The following is a 16674-nucleotide window of genomic DNA, read 5'->3' as shown; positions in this document are numbered from 1 at the left end:
AAGCCACTTTGCCCGCAGTGCGGAGAGCCCGTTCTGACGCGGGGCGCGACCCATTGCAGTAGAGCTTGCGCCAACACCACCCGTCGCCAGTCGGCGGAGGCGCGGCGCGGCGAACCCGCACCGTGCCTCCGTTGTGGAGTAACGGAGCGGCGCCCCCGGTCCGACGGGCCGTACTGCTCGTGGGAGTGTTTCAACGAGGACCGGTACGAGCGGACCGGCACGTTCGCGCGGTGGCTTGCTTCATGGCAGTCCGGCGCGGTCAGCGCCACGAAAGAGGACGGCCGTCCGGACTGGCGGGTCAGGCAAGCCCTCGTCCTGCTCAGAGGACAGCAGAGGCAGAGCCGCCGGTACCAGGAGGTCTGGCTGGGCGCACGTACTGCCTAGCCGGCTGGGAGAAGTGGAACGGTCCCGCCACCTGGCACTTGGTCGCTTCGGTCCTCCGGCGTCCCGGTGAGCTGCTCGCGTACGGGACGCCGACTGGCCCTGGGCGGTCTGAGCCGGCGGCGCGCGGGGTAGGGTGCCCGGAAGGTTGCCCGGCGGGCAGGGAGTGGCGATGGCGCAGGTCAGGCCTTTGCGTGCGGACGCCCGACGCAATCGTGAGCGGTTGCTCCGGGTGGCCGCGGAGGTGTTCGCGGAGCGCGGTGCGGGGGCGGCGCTGGACGACATCGCCCGGCGTGCGGGGGTCGGGGTCGGCACCTTGTACCGGCACTTCCCCACGCGGCAGGCGCTGTTGGAGGCCGTCTACCTCGAGCGCGTCGAAGCGGTCGCGGCCCGTGCCGACGCGATCGCCGGCGCCCTGCCGCCGGGTGCGGCGCTCGTCGCGTGGCTCGACGAGCTGGCCGTCGGGATGCTGCAGGCGCGCGGGCTGAAGGCGCTGCTCGGTACGGCCGTCACCCGTGGCGCTCCCGCGTGCGGCGACTGTGTGCGCGGCGCGGCGGCGCGACTGGTGCGGGCGGCGCAGGACGCCGGCGCCCTGCGCCGCGACGTGGAGCCGATCGAGGTGCTGCGGCTGGTGCACGGGGTGGTGACGGCGTGCGAGTCCGCCGACGAGGTGGACGGGACGGCCGCCCGGCGGTATCTGGCGCTGCTCATGGAGGGGCTGACGCCGGCGTAGGGCGCCCGGCTGTCCGGACGCCCTCTTGCCGTCCGGTCCCCTACAGTGCCTGGGCCGCCGGCTTCACCATGCCGCGGACCGTGCGGGACTTGACGAAGTCGCCGATGGCGGTCATCTCCCACTCGCCCGAGAACTGGCGGATCAGCTTGGCCATCATCACGCCGGTCTGCGGCTCGGCGCTGGTGAGGTCGAAGCGGACCAGCTCCTCGCCGCTCGCGGCGTCGACGAGGCGGCAGTAGGCCTTGGCGACCTCGGTGAACTTCTGGCCCGAGAACGAGTTCACCGTGAAGACCAGGCCGCTGACCTCCTGCGGGAGCCGGCCGAGGTCGACGACGATCACCTCGTCGTCGCCGCCGCCCTCGCCGGTCAGATTGTCGCCCGAGTGCTTGATCGCGCCGTTCACGATCGAGAGCTTGCCGAAGTAGCAGCTGTCGATGTGGTTGCGCTGCGGGCCGTAGGCGATGACCGACGCGTCCAGGTCGATGTCCTTGCCGCGGTACGCCGGCTCCCAGCCGAGGCCCATCTTGACCTGCGACAGCACCGGCCGGCCGCCCTTGACCAGGGACACCGTCTGGTTCTTCTGGAGGCTGACCCGGCCCTTGTCGAGGTTGATCTTGCCGGACCCCGGGGCGGGCGCCGGCGGGGCGGGCGGAGCGGCGGGCATCGTGGGCGCGGCGGCGGGCGGGGGAGGCGTGGCCGCCTGGGCCCGGGGCGGGGGCGCCGCCTGGGCGGGGGCCGCCGGCTCCTCCACCGTGACGCCGAAGTCCGTCGCGATGCCGGCGAGGCCGTTGGAGTAGCCCTGGCCGACCGCGCGGGCCTTCCAGGCGCCGTTGCGCAGGTAGACCTCGACGATCACCAGGGCGGTCTCGGTGCCCAGCTGCGGGGGCGTGAAGGTGGCGAGTACGGAGTTGTCGTCCGCGTTGCGGATGGTGGCGGTCGGCTCGATGCCCTGGAAGGTCTGGCCGGCGGCGTCCGGGCTGGCGGTGACGACGATCTTCTCGATGCCCGGCGGGACGGCCGAGGTGTCGACCACGATCGCGTCCGGGGCGGCGCCGCCGCCGGAGCGGTAGGTCACGCCCTGGCCGGTGGGCTGGTTGTAGAAGATGAAGTCGTCGTCGGAGCGCACCTTGCCGTCGGCGGTGAGCAGCAGGCCCGATACGTCGAGCCGCACGGGCGCGGCGACGTCCACCGTCACGCGGGCGGCGGAGAGGGGGATGTTCGAGCCGGGGGTCATAGCTGTCATGCCGGGTGAACGAGCGAGGGCGTTTTACCGTTCCCTTACCCGGCGGCCAATCGGGTCGGGGTCGTGTCCCACCCGGTCAGCGGCGGTTTCGGGGGTGGTTTCGGGCGGTGCGTTCGTTGCCGTGCTTGTAGTTTCCGGTCCAGCGGGCCATGACCAGCTGGGGGTCGCCTGCCGTGACCTCTTCGAGGAAGCGGGCGGCTCGGGCGCCGTTGAGGGTGGTGGCGGGGTGGTTGTGGTGGGTGATGTGGACGGTGCCGTTGTCGTGAGCCGTGTAGGCGAAGCCGTGGGGTCTGGGCATGGGGGGACTGTACGGGGGGCGGGGTGGCGTGGCCCATCGGGTTTTCGCCCCGCCACCCCTTCCCTTTTCCCGTCCCGTCCCTGGGGGCCGCCGCCCCCGGACCCCCGCCTTCGGCCCTGCACGGGCCTTGTCCTCAAGCGCCGGACGGGCTGGGTGTGCCGGGCGTTGGCTGGACAGCGTTACGGCACGACCACGATCTTGCGGCCCACGCCCGCCGCGAACTGCTCCAGGGCTTGCGGGTAGCGGTCCAGTTCGATGCGGTCGCTGATGAAGACGTCGGGGTCGAGGACGCCGTTGGCGAAGAGTTCGGCGGCGCGTTCGTAGCTGTGGAGGACGGCCATCGAACCCGTGATGGTGATCTCCTGGTTGTAGATGCGGTACGGGTCGATCTGGACGCGGGTCGCGTAGTCGGCGACGCCGAACTGGAGGAACGTGCCGGCCTTGGCGACGCGGTCCAGGCCGTCCTGGATGGCCGCCGCGTTGCCGGTCGCGTCGATGACGAGGTCCCAGCCCTGGGGGCGGTCCAGTTCGTCCGGGGTGGCGGCGGAGGCCGTGACGCCGAGGCCGCGGGCCGTTTCCAGGCGGGCCGGGTTGAGGTCGACCATGTCGACGCTGGCCGCGCCGGTGCGCTTGGCGAGCTCCAGCATCATCAGGCCCATCGTGCCGGAGCCGTAGATCAGGACGTGGGCGCCGAGGCGGGACTGGAGGACGTCGTAGCCGCGGACGGCGCAGGAGAGCGGCTCGATCAGGGCCGCGTCCTGGGTGCGGACGTGCTCGGGGAGCTTCACGCAGTTCGCGACCGGTGCCACCGCGAACTGCGCCGCGCCGCCCGCCGTCGTCACGCCGATGGCCGCCCAGCGCTCGCAGAGGTTGTTGTGGCCGGTGCGGCAGTAGCGGCACTCGTAGCAGTAGAGGGAGGGGTCGACGGCCACCTGGTCGCCGACCGCCACCTCCGTGACCTGGGCGCCGACGCCGACCACCTCCCCGGCGAACTCGTGGCCCGGCACGATCGGGAGCTTGGGCGCGAACTCGCCCTGGAGGATGTGCAGGTCGGTGCCGCACAGGCCGCAGGCGGCGACCTCGACGACGACCTCGCGGGGTCCTGGCGTCGGGTCCGGGACCTCGGTGACGACGGCGCGGCCCACGGACTCGATGACGGCGGCCTTCATTTCACGGCTCCCAACGACAGGCCCTGGACCAGTTTGTCCTGGGCGGCGAACCCCGCGGCGAGCACCGGCAGGGAGATGACGAGCGACGCGGCGCACACCTTGGCCAGGAAGAGGCCCTGGCTGGTGATGAAGCCGGTCAGGAAGACGGGGGCGGTCTCGGCGACCACGCCCGTCAGCACCCGGGCGAAGAGCAGTTCGTTCCAGCTGAAGATGAAGCAGATGAGCGATGTCGCGGCTATGCCGGGCAGGGCGATGGGGGCGACCACCCGGACCAGGATCGTCGGCAGTTTCGCGCCGTCCACCCGGGCCGCCTCGATGATCGCGACCGGGACCTCGGCCAGGAAGGACTGCATCATCCAGACCGCGATCGGCAGGTTCATGGAGGTGTAGAGGATGACCAGCAGCCAGATGTTGTCCAGCATGTCCGTGTTCTTGGCGAACAGGTAGATCGGCAGCAGGCCCGCCACCACCGGCAGCATCTTGGTGGACAGGAAGAAGAACAGGACGTCGGTCCACTTCTTCACCGGGCGGATGGACAGGGCGTACGCGGCGGGCAGGGCCAGGACGAGGACGAACAGGGTCGAGGCGATCGACGCCACCGCGGAGTTGACCAGCGCAGGCCAGGGGCTCGCGCCGCCGCCCGCGCCGAAGAACTCGCGGTAGCCGTCCAGCGTCAGCGACGCCGCGAAGGACGGCGGGTTGGTGGCCGCGTCCGACTCCGAGTGGAAGGAGGTCAGCGCCATCCACGCGACGGGCAGGAAGAAGACGATGCCGACCAGCCAGGCGACCAGGCCCAGGCCGGCGCCCGCCTTGCGGCGGGCTCGTACGGGCTTGGGGCCGGTGGCGGCGGGTCGTACGGCGGTGGCACTCATGCGCGGCCAACCTCCTCGCGGAACAGGGACGACACCACGCGCAGCGCGAAGGTGGCGATGATGATCGAGCCGATGACGACCAGGACGCCCGCGGCCGAGGCGAGGCCGTTCTCGTGGGCCTGGTAGAAGCTCTGGTAGACGGTGTAGGGCAGGTTGGCCGTGCCCAGGCCGCCGGACGTGATCGTGAAGACCGCGTCGAAGTTCTGCACGATGTAGATCGAGCCGAGCAGCGCGCCCAGTTCCAGGTAGCGGCGCAGGTGGGGGAGGGTGAGGTGGACGAAGATCTGCCAGTCGCTCGCGCCGTCCACCCGGGCGGCCTCGATCTGCTGCTGGTCGCGGCTCTGCAGTCCGGCCAGCAGGATGAGCATCATGAAGGGCGTCCACTGCCACACCAGTGAGGCCTCGACCGCGAGCAGCGGGGTGTTGGAGATCCAGTCCGGCTGCGGTCCGCCGACGTAGTGCAACAGCCCGTTGAGCAGGCCGTATTCGGGGTTGTAGAGGACGTGCTTCCACAGCAGGGCAGCGGCCACCGGGACGACGAGGAACGGGGCGATCAGCAGGGTGCGGACCACGCCCCGGCCCTTGAACCTCCGGTCGAGCAGCAGGGCGAGGGCCAGGCCGAGGATCAGGCTGACCAGGACCACCGCCACGGTGAGCAGGATCGTCGTCCACACCGACTTGCGCAGGGCCGCGTCGCCGAGGACGTCGCCGTAGTTGGCGAAACCGGTGAAGCTGCGGGCGTCCGGGTAGAGGGCGTTCCAGTCGAAGAAGGAGATCACCAGGGTCGCCACGAAGGGCAGCTGGGTCACCACGATCATGAAGATCAGGGCGGGGAGGAGGGGGGCGCGGGTGGCCCAGGCGCGCAGCCGGTTGGACGGCGGGCGGACGGTGGGGCGTACGTGGTCGGGTGCGGCCGAGGGGGCCGTTGTCGTGGCGGTCATCGTCCCTCGTACTCCTCGGAGATCTTCTCGGCGAGCTGCTGGGACTTCTTCAGGGCCTCCTCGACGGACTGACGTCCGGCGATGGCCGCGCTGATCTCCTGGGAGACCTTGGTACCGAGGTCGGTGAACTCGGGGATGCCGACGAACTGGATACCGGGCGCCGGCCGCGGCTGCACGCCGGGGTCCTTGGGCTTCGCGCCCTCGATGGCCTCCCGGGTCATCTCCTGGAAGGCGGCGGCCTCCTTGACGTAGTCCGGGTTCTCGTACGTCGAGGCGCGCTTGCCGGCCGGGACGTTGGACCAGCCGAACTCGTCGCCGACGAGCTGCTCGTACTCCTTGCTGGACGCCCAGGAGACGAACTTCCAGGCCTTGTCGGCGTTGCGGGAGGCCTTCTGGATGCCCCAGGCCCAGGTGTAGAGCCAGCCGGCGGAGTCCGTCTTCTCCACGGGGGCCGGTGCGTAGCCGACCTTGCCCTTGACCGGGGACTTCGCGGCGTCCAGGGAGCCGGCCGCCGAGGTGGCGTCGTACCACATGGCGACCTTGCCCTGCGTCATGTTGTTCAGGCACTCCGCGAAGCCGGACTGGGCGGCGCCGGACTCGCCGTGCTCACGGACGAGGTCGACATAGAACTTCGTCGCCTTCTCCCACTCGGGGGAGTCGAGACGGGCCTGCCAGTCCTTGTCGAACCAGGTGCCGCCGAAGGTGTTCACGACCGTCGTCAGCGGTGCCATCAGCTCGCCCCAGCCGGGCAGTCCGCGCAGGCAGATGCCCTTCATGCCGGGCTCGGACCCGTCGAGCTTCTCGGCGAAGCCGGCCACCTGCGTCCAGGTGGGGTGCTCGGGCATGGTCAGGCCCGCCTTGGCGAACAGGTCCTTGCGGTACATCAGGAAGGACGACTCGCCGTAGAAGGGCTGGCCGTAGAGCTTGCCGTCGTCGCCCGTGAGGGACTCGCGCATCGGCCCCAGGATGTCCTTCTCGTCGTACGCGGGGTCCTTGGCGACGTAGGAGTCCATCGGCTGGAGCCACTCGTTGCGGGCGTAGATCGGTATCTCGTAGTTGGAGAGGGTGGCGGCGTCGTACTGGCCGGCCTGGTTGGCGAAGTCCTGGCTGATCTTGTCGCGGACGTCGTTCTCCGGCAGGACGGTGAAGTTCACCTTGATGCCGGTCTCTTTGGTGAAGTGGTCGGCGGTGAGCTTCTGCAACTCGACCATCTGCGGGTTGTTGACCATCAGGACGTTGATGGCGTTGCCGCCGGATCCGGCGCCGCCCGCCCCGACCCAGCAGCCGGTGAGCAGCGGGGCGAGCAGCGTCCCTGCGGCGGCCATGGCGAGCGTGGCTCGCGGCCTCCGTCGGCTCTGGGTTCGCATGGATCGCTCCTGAAGATATGGGGAGGTATGGGGCAATGAGGGGTGCGGGTGTGGAGTGTGTGCGGGTCTGGGTCTGGGTCTGGGGGTGACGTGGGTGCTGCGTCTTGCGGGGAGCGGGTTGGGTGGTCAGACGCGGATGACCTGCGGCCCGAGCAGCGAGTAGCGGTGGGCCTCGGCCGTGGGCAGCAGCGTGCTGGTGACGATGGCCTCCAGGGTGCCGACCTCCGCGAACCGGCAGAAGCTCACCGCTCCGAACTTGGTGTGCGCGCCCGCGAACACCGTGCGGCGGGCGGCCCGGATGGCCTGTGCCTTGACCTCGCTGACCGCGGGGTCGGGGGTGGTGAGGCCGTGCTCGCGGGAGATGCCGTTGGCGCCGATGTACGCCAGGTCGATGACGAAGCCGGCCAGCATCTTCGTCGTCCAGTGGTCGACGGTGGCCAGGGTGCCCGAGCGGACCCGGCCGCCGAGCAGCAGGACGGAGGTGTCGCCGGCCTCGGCCAGTGCGCCGGCGACCGGCAGGGACGCGGTGACCACGGTCAGCGGACGGTCCCGGGGCAGGGCCTCGGCGATGAGCTGGGGGGTGAAGCCCTCGTCGACGAAGACCGTCTCCGCGTCGCCGAGCAGTTCGACGGCGGCGGTGGCGATCCGGCGCTTCTCGGGCACGTGGCTGGTGGCGCGGAAGGCGAGGGTGGTCTCGAAACCGGCGCTCTCCACGGGGTAGGCGCCGCCGTGGGTGCGGCGGACCAGGCCGTGGTCCTCCAGGGCGCGCAGATCCCGTCGTACGGTCTCCTTGGCGACGCCCAGTTCGGCGGCGAGCGCGGTGACGTCGACCGATCCGGTGGCGCGGGCGACCCGCACGATCTCGCGTTGGCGTTCCTCCGCCGTCCTCGTGCCCATGCCGAACACCTGCCTCACCGCCTCGTCGCCGTGTGGTTGCCCGTTCGGGCCCGTGTGACCCTTGGGGGAAGTTCTACAGCGGCCACGCGGCACTGACCAGGCCTGTTGCGGACCCGATACTGCCCGTGTGCGCCCGTTTCCGGCGTCGGGTGCCCGTCTCGGACCTGGGGCGCAGCGCGGGGCGGGGTGAGAACGGGCAGTGCGGATGCCCGCATGCGGAAGCGGACGGGCCCGTTCGGTGCCCGTCCGCTTCTTGTGGGGTCGTGTTCCGGTCAGTACGGCCAGATCGGGGGGTCGGTCACGAAGTGGCCGCCCAGGCGGGCGTGCGCCGGGTCGTCCGGGTCCAGCTCGCCCTGCTCGGCGACGAGCTTGCCGGCGTACGGCTCGGAGTCGTCCCGCGGTTCGTAACCGAGCGCCCGCGCGGAGGTGAGGTCCCACCACAGGCGGGTGTTGGCGGAGGAGCCGTGGACCACGGTGTGCCCGACGTTCTCCGCGGTGAGGGCGGCGTGGAAGAGGCGGGCGCCGTCGGCGGGGCTCATCCACACCGAGAGCATGCGCACGCTGGTCGGCTCCGGGAAGCAGGAGCCGATGCGGACGGAGACGGTCTCGATGCCGTGCTTGTCCCAGTAGAGCTGGGCGAGGTCCTCGCCGAAGCACTTGGACAGTCCGTAGAAGGTGTCCGGGCGCCTCGGGGTGTCGATCGGGATGAGGGGGTCGTCGCCCCGCGGGCGCGGCGTGTAGCCGACGGCGTGGTTGGAGGAGGCGAAGACGATACGGCCGACGCCCTCCTCGCGGGCGGCCTCGTACAGGTTGTACGTGCCCTCGATGTTCGCCGCGAGGATCTTCTCGAAAGAGGCTTCCAGGGAGATGCCCGCGAGGTGGATGATCGCGTCGACGCCCCGGACCGCCTCGCGCAGGGCGTCCCGGTCGGCGAGGTCGGCGACGATCGCGTCCGGCTCGCCCTCGATGGGACGCAGGTCGAGCAGGCGCAGCGCGTAGCCGTGGTCGGGGAGCAGGTCCCGCATCAGGGTGCCGAGGCCGCCGGCGGCGCCGGTGAGCAGGACGGTGCGGGGAGCGGGCATCCTCGGGATCTCCTGGGTCTCCTGAAGCGGCAGCCGTGCTGATGCTTGCCTGGCGTTCATATGTGTGGACACGGTAAGGAACGGGTGGTCACGCGTCAAGGGGTGGCGCCTGCTTGACGGTGCTCGCGGGGCGGCTTAGCGTGGTTGCGTTCAGAAATATAGACGCAGATCATGCATATGACGACGACCATGAATGACACCATGGACATGGAATGGGGAGCGCCCGTGACCTCAGCCCCTCTCGCCAGCCGGCTCACCGCCCCCCGCGGGCCGCTGTTCTTCCCCGTCACCGCGTACGGCCCCGACGGCGCCCTCGACCTCGAGGTCTACCGCACGCATGTGCGCCGCGGGGTCGAGGCCGGGGCCGCCGCCGTGTTCGCCTGCTGCGGCACCGGCGAGTTCCACGCCCTCACGCCCGAGGAGTTCGAGGCCTGCGTCCGGGCCGCCGTCGAGGAGACCGCGGGACGGGTGCCCGTCCTGGCCGGCGCGGGCTACGGCACCGCCCTCGCGGTGCGCTACGCCCGCCTCGCCGAACAGGCCGGGGCCGACGGGCTGCTCGCCATGCCGCCCTACCTGGTGGTCGCCGGGCAGCAGGGACTGGTGCGGCACTACCGGGAGGTGGCCGCCGCGACCGCCCTGCCCGTCGTCGTCTACCAGCGCGACAACGCCGTTTTCACCCCCCGGAGCGTGGTCGAACTGGCCCGCACGGACGGCATCGTCGGCCTCAAGGACGGGCTCGGCGACCTCGACCTCATGCAGCGGATCATCAGCGCGGTGCGCACCGCGCTGCCCGGCGACGACTTCCTCTACTTCAACGGCCTGCCGACCGCCGAGCAGACCCAGCTCGCCTACCGCGCCCTGGGCGTCACCCTCTACTCGTCCGCCGCGTTCTGCTTCGCCCCCGAGATCGCCCTCGCCTTCCACCGGGCGCTGCGCACGGGCGACGAGGCCACGGTGCACCGTCTGCTGGACGGCTTCTACCGGCCCTTCGTGGAACTGCGCGACCAAGGCCGCGGATACGCCGTCGCCCTGGTCAAGGCGGGTGTACGGCTGCGCGGCCTGGACGTGGGCGAGGTGCGCACGCCGCTCCAGGAACCGGCCGAGGACCATGTGAAGCAGCTCGCCCAGATCATCGACCGGGGCTACGCGCTGCTCGACGCGGAGGAGGCCCGGTGAAGGCGTCGGCGTTCGTCTACCCCTGGGACGTCAACGGCGACCCGGAAGCCCCCGCGCGCGTCGCGGACCTCGGCGTGGCGCAGGTGACGCTCGCCGCCGCCTACCACTCCACCCGCGCCCTCACCCCGCGCCACCCGCGCCACCGCGTCGTCACCGCCGAACACGCCGCCGTCCTCTACCCACCGGACACCGCCCGCTGGCAGGGCCGTACGCCCCGCCCGTACGAGGCCGGCGACTGGGCGCCCGGCGACGCGTACGGCGAGGCCGCCGCCGCCCTCGCGGACGCCGGCCTCGACGTGCACACCTGGGTCGTCCTCGCCCACAACTCCCGCCTCGGCGCGGAGCACCCCCACACCTGCGTCGTCAACACCTACGGCGACCGCTACCCCTGGGCGCCCTGCGTCGCGCAGCCCGCCACGCGCGCGTACCTCACCGACCTGGCCGCCGAGGCTGCGGTGCGCCCCGGGGCGCGCGGCACCGAACTGGAGTCCCTCGGCTGGTACGGCCTCGCCCACCTGCACGCCCACGACAAGATCGGCGGAGTCGGCCTCGGGGACGCCGGGCAGTACCTGATGTCGCTGTGCTTCTGCCCCGACTGCCGTTCGGGATACGACGGCCGGGGCCTCGACCCCGACGAACTGGCCGCCGCCGTACGCGCCGCGCTGGAGCCGGTGTGGCGGGGCGCGGTGCCCTCGGACGGAGGCTGGCCGGGGGTGGAGAAGCTGCTGGGCGAGGCGAAGGCGAACGCCACACGCGCGTGGCGGGACGACACCGCCCGCACCCTCCAGGAGACGGCAGTCTCGGCGGTCCGCGCCGCCGCGCCCGACGGCTTCCAGATCCTGCTGCACGCCGACCCCGTCTCGTACCACTGCGGCGCCAACGCCGGCGTCGACCCCGCCCACATCCTCTCCGTCGCGGACGGCGTGGTCGTGCCCTGCACGGGCGGCGCGGGCCTGCTGACACCCTTCGCCGAACAGAACCGCGCCGACTCCGTCCTCGCCGCCAACCTCACCGTGGTCGCCGGCATGGGCGGCAGCCCGCACACCCTCGCGGCCGACGCCGCCCGGGCCCGCGACCTGGGCGCGACGGAACTGCGGCTGTATCACGCCGGGCTGGCGTCGGACGGCGACCTGGAGGCGGTGAGGTCGGCGCTCGCGGGGCGGTGAGCGCGGCAGGCCGCGGGGCGGCTGACCTTCGTTGGCAAGGCGCACGCGGTGCTCGCACCCCCGTGTGGGCACTGTGCGTGGGTGTGCTCAAGGTGGACACCGCCGGTGCGGTGCTCCACGTGGCTTCCGCCTCGTGCCATCGGTCGGCGTCATCGGCGCCGGGGCGGTCGGGCAGGTTGTCGGCGGGGCGCTGGTGGCGGCCAGGGCGTCCAGGCGGCTTGCGGGGCCTGCCGCTGCGGGACGGCTGGGCGTTGCTGCACGCCTCGGCCGTCGTCCAGGAAGGGCGCACGGTCCTGACGTTCGACGGCAAGGGCGCGGGCAAGACGACGACCGCTCTCGCCCCGGCCTCCCGTCACGCGCTCGGCCTGCTCGCCAACGACCGCGTGTTCGTCCGGCCCGGCGAGCGGGGCGGCGTGGACGTCCTGCCCTGGCCCTCGGCGGCGGCCGTCGGCCTCGGCCTGCTGGAGGCGCTGGGCTGGTCCGAGACCGCCCGGGAGCGCCTGGAGGCAGGCGAGGTGCTGCACCCGACAAAGACCCGGACGTGTTCGGGCTTCTCGGGGTCGAAGGCGGTGGCACCGTGGCCGCCCGCGAGAACGTCGCCCGGTGCTTGGCGGAGCTGCCGCACCACTCGGTCGTCCTCGGTCACGACGTGGCCGCGAACGCCGACTTCCTGGCCAAGGTCACCGGGCTCGCGGTGTAGTCGGCTCCCGCGTCGTCAGGCCCTGGCACGGCGCTTGGGAGCCGATGTGCTCGGCGATGCGCCGCCGGTAGTTCGGGCACTCGGTGATGTCCTCGTACTCGCAGTGCAGGCCGCCCTCGATGAGCTCCAATGAGGCCCGGGCCGCGGCAATTCTCGATCGCAGGTCCTCGGCCTCGGCCCGCAGGATCTCGTGCCGGGCAGCGCGGTCGACCGTGGCGGACAGGCTCCTGATGGCGCCCAGGCCGAGGCCGGCCTCCTTCAATATGAGGATCGTCGCCACGCGGGTGAGGTCGCCCGCACCGTAGCGGCGACGTCCGCCCGCGTCCCGTACGGGGTGCAGCAAGCCCATCGACTCCCAATGCCGCAGGACGTGCGTGGCCAGACCGAACCGTCCCGCGAGGGCGCCGATGCTCATCGCGCTTGCGCCGCTGTCTCCGCTTGACTTCATGCCGACATTAAGTCGCAGCCTGGCGTCCATGGCCAAGAACCAGGAAGCGGTGGAAAAGCACCGCGACACCAAGGCACTGCTGTCCGTCCTCGACGCTGCGGACCGGATGCCGAGCGCCACTCGGCTGCGGGCCCGCTCCTACGAACTGCTCTCCCTGGTCCCGGACTCGACTGTCGTGGATGTCGGCTGCGGTGCCGGACGCGCCGTCGCGGAGCTGGCCGGACGCGGCGTTCACGCGGTGGGCGTGGATCCCGACCCGTGGATGCTGGGCGCGGCCCGGGAACGATGGTCGGCGGCCGAGTTCCGGGAGGCGGGCGCGGAGGATCTGCCGTTCGCCGACGGAAGCGTGCGCGGCTACCGTGCCGACAAGGTTTTCCACGTACTTCAGGAGCCGGGGCGCGCGGTGGCGGAAGCGCGGCGGATCCTCTGCCCGGGCGGCAGGATCGTCCTGGTCGGGCAGGACTGGGACGCTCTCATGATCGACTCGGATGACGCGGCGCTCACCCGCACGATCGTGCAGGCCCGCGCCGACCTTCTGGGCACGCCCCGCGCCGGCCGCCAGTACCGCAATCTGCTCCTGGACGGCGGCTTCAACGACGTCACCGTAGAGGTGCACACCAGCGTGTTCACCGACCCCGAGATGCTGTCCCTGCTCACCAGGCTCGCCGAGCCGGCCTGCACGAGCGGCGCCGTCGGCCGTGACCAGGCCGACGAGTGGCTCGCCGAGCAGCGCCGACGCGCCGACGCGGACCGCTTGCTCATCGCCATTCCGTTCTTCGTTGCCGCCGGATGCCGAACCGGGGGTGACCGGCCATAGGCGAGGCCTTTGAAGGGTGTGCGCTTCGGGGGCGCCCGGGCGTTGCGCCTGCTGCCAGGGGCGCCCCGCCCGCGCGGGCTGCGGAGTCAGCGGCACTGCTCCCAGCCGTCGCCCTCGGGGCGACGGGATTGGCCCTGCGGAGTGAAGGTGAGGCTGTCTGCGAAGTCGCCGTCGCCGCATCGCACGGCGAGGAGCAGCGGCTCCTCGTGACTTGGCCCGTCCTGGAGACCGGGGTCGGTGCCGTTCCACATGTGGAAGGTCACCATCGGCTGTGCGAGATCGTCGGTCACGTAGCAGAGACTCTTGCCGTAGCGCGGATTGTTGCCCCCGATTTGGATCGATGGGGGTCCGAAGGCCGCGGTGACGTCAGCCCACGACCGGTCGTATTCGGCCCACCGGCCGACTTCGTCCCGGAGTACGGAGTACGCCTCCGCGTTCAGCACGCGGTCGGGCTTGAGCCAGCCCTCCCTGCGTACGAACTCGGCGTAGACAGAGGACTCGCCGTGTTTGTGATCGACCGGGAAGTAGCGAGCGAACACGCCCCGTATTCCCGTCGAACTCCACACCCACTGTCGCTCCCAGCGGTCCTCCTGCTCCTTCCACACCTCGGGCCTGCGCTCGAGGATGAGGAGATGGTTGATCAGGAACCACATACTCATTCCCAGGTCCCCGTACATGCCCACCCTGCGGAGCGCGAGGTTCAGCTCGTCCACGAGATGGCCGTGCATGTCCTCGGATGTCGCCAGCGTCCGATCAGTGATCATTCGAACAGGGTCGCGCAGGGCGTCGGGGATTGTCACGAAAATCTGAAGGGAGTCCGGAAGAGCGTGGCCGGGAACTCTCCGGTGCCCCGGCAGGCGACGTTCGCCCCCGTGGCGACGCCCGGCACGCACTCTCTTCGATCAGCAGGGCTGACGGGGAAGCGCCGTTCGTTCAAGCCGTCGTCACCTCGGCGGCCGATGCTGCTCGACCCGGCGATCGGCGCCGGCATGTTCACCGAACCGGGGGCGGCCGCGCTGCACCCGACCGGTGTGCTGATCAATCCCGGGGACGTCGCCCAGGCGTTCCCGTACCTGGCCTCCGACGTGTCGGAGCACGTCACCGGGCACGACCTGCCGGTCGATGCGGGCCTGGCGGCCGGCTGATGCCCGGCCGGCGCCGATTGAGGGAGTCGGCCCGCGTCGCGCCAGGGGTCCGGCAGGATGGATGACGGACGGGCCGGAGGCCGACGCGTCCGCCGTGGCCCCGGCGTTCACTGGTCGGCCGGTCTGCTGGTCGGAGTCAGTGTCAGCGTCAGCGCCGTCGCCAGTAGCACCGCGCCCATGGTCGGCAGCAGCAGTCGCAGGTCCGTCAGTTCCACCAGGGCCGCGCCCGCCGCCAGGCCGAGGACGTTCGGGGTGAAGACGAGGGAGTTGGCCGTCGCGGTCACCCGGCCCAGCAGCGGGCCCGGCGTGGCGTGCTGGACGCGGGTCAGGGCGGCGATCAGTACCGCCGGCAGCCCCGCGCCGATCGCCGCGCTGGAGGCCAGGGCCACGGTGTCGTACGGCGCCGCCCGTGCCGTCACCGCCACCGCGAACAGGGCGATCCCGGCGGTCGCGAACCACCGCCCGCCCAGTCGGCGCAGCGCCGGGCCGGCCAGCAGCCCGACCAGCACCGAACCGGCGCCCTGGACGGCGTACAGGGCGCCGGCGTAGGTGGGGGAGTGGCCGAGGGTGTCGACGACGGCGTAGGTCGTGGCGCCGTTGACGCCCGCGCACAGCATCGTGACGCCGCCCGCGAGGACGAGTGGGCGCAGCCCGGGGTGTCCCCAGAGGTACCGGGCGCCCTCGGCGGTCCGGCGCCGCCAGTTCGACGCGGGTCGCTCCGGCGGCGTCTCCCGTACCCGCAGGGCCGCGTACAGGCCCGTGGCCAGCACGAACGTCGCCGCGTCCAGCAGTGCCACGCTCGCGCCGCCGTACGCCGCGTAGAGGCCCGCTCCGGCCAGGGGCGCCACGAGCTTCATGCCCTCGTTGGCGGTCATGCGCAGTCCGTTGAAGTCGCCGAGCAGGTCCGGTTCGACGGCGGCGGCGACGAGTGCCGACTCCGCCGCGTCGTGGACGACGCCCGCCGCGCCGTACACGAACAGCACCGCGAACAGCAGCCACAGCGTGTCCGGTGAGCCGACGGCGCAGAGCGAGAGCAGGACGCCGGCCATCAGCAGGCTTGTGGCGATCAGCAGCGGTCTGCGGCGCACACGGTCCGCCAGGGTGCCCAGTGCCGGGCCCGCCAGGGTCGGCGCCCACATCGCGAGCATGCACAGCGCCGCGAGCCCGTCCGAGCCGGTGAGGTCCTTCACCCACACGCCGGCCGCCAGCCACAGCGCCGAGGTGCCGAAACCGGACACCACCACCCCGGCGAGATACAGGCCCGCGTCGCGGTCGCGCAGGACACGGAGGACCGAGCAGCGATCGCCCGTTCCCGCGGATCTTTTCACCCTCGCTGTCGTCATACCTGGTCAGCGTGGGCCTAAGGCCCGGGTACGGGCATCGGGCAGGTGCCCTACCGGCGGCCCCGGCGGCCGATGAGTTTCGCGGGCGCGATCGGTCCACCTTCTCAGAGAGCCGGCTCAGAGAGCAGGCCACGCACATCCCCGAGGAGCAGCCGATGACCGCCGACACCACCACCCTCGACCTGGGCCCGCAGACGCGGATCCTCGCCCGCCTCGCCGAGGGCGTGAGCGACGCGCGGCTCGCGGACCCGACGCCCTGTCCCGACCTGGCGGTGCGCAACCTGCTCGGCCATCTGACCGGCCTGGCCGCCGCCTTCCGCGACGCCGCGCGCAAGGACCTGGGCACCACCACCGGCACCAGTCCCGAGGCGAGCGTGCCGGACATCGGGCCCGCCTGGCGCGAGGACCTCGCCGAGGTGCTCGGCGAACTCGCGCAGGCGTGGCGCGACCCCGACGCCTGGACCGGTATGACCCGGGCGGGCGGCATCGACCTGCCCGGCGAGGTCGCCGGCGCCGTGACGGCCGACGAACTGGTGATCCACGGCTGGGACCTGGCCCGCGCGACCGGCCAGGACTACGCCCCCGACCCGGCCGCCCTCCAAGCGGCGTACGGCCTGCTCAGCGCCGCCGCCGGGGAGTCCGACCGGGACGAGGGGATGTTCGGCCCCGTCGTCGCCGTGCCCGCCGACGCGCCGCTGCTGGAGCGGGCGGTGGGGCTGAGCGGACGCGACCCGCGCTGGACCCGCCCCGCCTAGCGAAGGCGGCCACCGCCCCAACTTCCTCTGTCAGAAGCATTGACGTGGCTCCGCGCCCCTCTTACCTTCAACGCGTCGTACTCCGTACGTCATATATGAGACGCGATACGCGAGATCAGATATCCGGCCTCACCTCCGAGG

The 16674-nt window shown here is 71.8% G+C and carries 18 protein-coding genes; 7 read left to right on the top strand and 11 right to left on the bottom strand.

What is annotated here, in order from left to right; all coding sequences use genetic code 11:
• Positions 1–553: 553 nt before the first annotated feature.
• Positions 554–1114, top strand: coding sequence for a TetR/AcrR family transcriptional regulator (locus tag ACGH7X_RS09600; RefSeq protein ID WP_399883644.1), 561 nt, complete (start codon positions 554–556; stop codon positions 1112–1114).
• 40 nt (positions 1115–1154) lie between these two features.
• Here the strand turns inward: ACGH7X_RS09600 and ACGH7X_RS09595 are convergent, their stop codons facing one another.
• The 8 genes from ACGH7X_RS09595 to ACGH7X_RS09560 all read right to left on the bottom strand — a co-directional run bounded on the left by ACGH7X_RS09595 (position 1155) and on the right by ACGH7X_RS09560 (position 8983).
• Positions 1155–2348 (bottom strand): TerD family protein, encoded by a 1194-nt coding sequence (locus tag ACGH7X_RS09595; protein WP_399896887.1) that lies wholly within the window; start codon positions 2346–2348, stop codon positions 1155–1157.
• Between the two features lie 85 nt (positions 2349–2433).
• Positions 2434–2655: a hypothetical protein gene (locus ACGH7X_RS09590; protein ID WP_399883641.1), complete on the bottom strand. Its 222-nt coding sequence runs from the start codon at positions 2653–2655 to the stop codon at positions 2434–2436.
• Positions 2656–2834: 179 nt separating this feature from the next.
• Entirely contained in the window at positions 2835–3824 is a 990-nt protein-coding gene (locus tag ACGH7X_RS09585) for a zinc-dependent alcohol dehydrogenase family protein (RefSeq protein WP_399883638.1), read from the bottom strand.
• Complete coding sequence (locus ACGH7X_RS09580) at positions 3821–4696, bottom strand: carbohydrate ABC transporter permease (protein ID WP_399883635.1); 876 nt, start codon at positions 4694–4696, stop codon at positions 3821–3823. Before ACGH7X_RS09580 ends, ACGH7X_RS09585 begins: the two co-directional genes overlap by 4 nt.
• The gene (locus tag ACGH7X_RS09575) at positions 4693–5637 is read right to left on the bottom strand and encodes a carbohydrate ABC transporter permease (RefSeq protein WP_399883632.1); all 945 of its coding nucleotides are present in this window, start codon (positions 5635–5637) and stop codon (positions 4693–4695) included. Before ACGH7X_RS09575 ends, ACGH7X_RS09580 begins: the two co-directional genes overlap by 4 nt.
• The gene (locus tag ACGH7X_RS09570; RefSeq protein ID WP_399883629.1) at positions 5634–7004 is read right to left on the bottom strand and encodes an ABC transporter substrate-binding protein; all 1371 of its coding nucleotides are present in this window, start codon (positions 7002–7004) and stop codon (positions 5634–5636) included. The genes ACGH7X_RS09575 and ACGH7X_RS09570 overlap by 4 nt, the downstream gene beginning before the upstream one ends.
• 126 nt (positions 7005–7130) lie before the next feature.
• On the bottom strand, positions 7131–7901 hold the full coding sequence (locus ACGH7X_RS09565) for a DeoR/GlpR family DNA-binding transcription regulator (RefSeq protein WP_399883627.1): 771 nt from the start codon (positions 7899–7901) through the stop codon (positions 7131–7133).
• Positions 7902–8173: 272 nt separating this feature from the next.
• Positions 8174–8983, bottom strand: coding sequence for an NAD-dependent epimerase/dehydratase family protein (locus tag ACGH7X_RS09560; protein WP_399896884.1), 810 nt, complete (start codon positions 8981–8983; stop codon positions 8174–8176).
• Between the two features lie 225 nt (positions 8984–9208).
• Between ACGH7X_RS09560 and ACGH7X_RS09555 the strand changes: the two genes are divergently transcribed.
• The 3 genes from ACGH7X_RS09555 (at position 9209) to ACGH7X_RS09545 (ending at position 12025) form a co-directional block, all read left to right on the top strand.
• Entirely contained in the window at positions 9209–10159 is a 951-nt protein-coding gene (locus ACGH7X_RS09555) for a 5-dehydro-4-deoxyglucarate dehydratase (RefSeq protein ID WP_399883624.1), read from the top strand.
• The gene (locus ACGH7X_RS09550) at positions 10156–11325 is read left to right on the top strand and encodes a hypothetical protein (RefSeq protein WP_399883621.1); all 1170 of its coding nucleotides are present in this window, start codon (positions 10156–10158) and stop codon (positions 11323–11325) included. Before ACGH7X_RS09555 ends, ACGH7X_RS09550 begins: the two co-directional genes overlap by 4 nt.
• A 541-nt stretch (positions 11326–11866) precedes the next feature.
• Positions 11867–12025 (top strand): hypothetical protein, encoded by a 159-nt coding sequence (locus ACGH7X_RS09545; RefSeq protein ID WP_399883618.1) that lies wholly within the window; start codon positions 11867–11869, stop codon positions 12023–12025.
• Here the strand turns inward: ACGH7X_RS09545 and ACGH7X_RS09540 are convergent.
• The gene (locus tag ACGH7X_RS09540) at positions 12006–12473 is read right to left on the bottom strand and encodes a MerR family transcriptional regulator (RefSeq protein WP_399883615.1); all 468 of its coding nucleotides are present in this window, start codon (positions 12471–12473) and stop codon (positions 12006–12008) included. The two genes, ACGH7X_RS09545 and ACGH7X_RS09540, sit on opposite strands and share 20 nt — an antisense overlap.
• A gap of 28 nt (positions 12474–12501) precedes the next feature.
• Here ACGH7X_RS09540 and ACGH7X_RS09535 point away from each other — a divergent pair, with 28 nt between their 5' ends.
• Positions 12502–13290: a methyltransferase domain-containing protein gene (locus ACGH7X_RS09535; protein WP_399883612.1), complete on the top strand. Its 789-nt coding sequence runs from the start codon at positions 12502–12504 to the stop codon at positions 13288–13290.
• Between the two features lie 86 nt (positions 13291–13376).
• Here ACGH7X_RS09535 and ACGH7X_RS09530 read toward each other — a convergent pair whose 3' ends face one another.
• Complete coding sequence (locus tag ACGH7X_RS09530; protein ID WP_399883609.1) at positions 13377–14054, bottom strand: hypothetical protein; 678 nt, start codon at positions 14052–14054, stop codon at positions 13377–13379.
• A gap of 63 nt (positions 14055–14117) precedes the next feature.
• Here ACGH7X_RS09530 and ACGH7X_RS09525 point away from each other — a divergent pair, with 63 nt between their 5' ends.
• A complete protein-coding gene (locus tag ACGH7X_RS09525) occupies positions 14118–14435 on the top strand; it encodes an SDR family oxidoreductase (RefSeq protein WP_399883606.1) in 318 nt (105 codons plus the stop codon).
• Positions 14436–14542: 107 nt separating this feature from the next.
• Here the strand turns inward: ACGH7X_RS09525 and ACGH7X_RS09520 are convergent, their stop codons facing one another.
• A complete protein-coding gene (locus ACGH7X_RS09520; protein ID WP_399883603.1) occupies positions 14543–15778 on the bottom strand; it encodes an MFS transporter in 1236 nt (411 codons plus the stop codon).
• A 155-nt stretch (positions 15779–15933) separates the two neighbouring features.
• On the opposite strand from ACGH7X_RS09520, the gene ACGH7X_RS09515 reads away from it, so the two are divergent.
• Entirely contained in the window at positions 15934–16533 is a 600-nt protein-coding gene (locus tag ACGH7X_RS09515; protein WP_399883600.1) for a TIGR03086 family metal-binding protein, read from the top strand.
• The last annotated feature ends 141 nt before the right edge of the window (positions 16534–16674 follow it).

It is taken from the genome of Streptomyces sp. BBFR51 (genome assembly GCF_044591655.1).
Lineage (GTDB): Bacteria > Actinomycetota > Actinomycetes > Streptomycetales > Streptomycetaceae > Streptomyces.
Note: the sequence above shows the minus strand (reverse complement) of the source record. Positions and strands in the feature narration are given on the sequence as shown.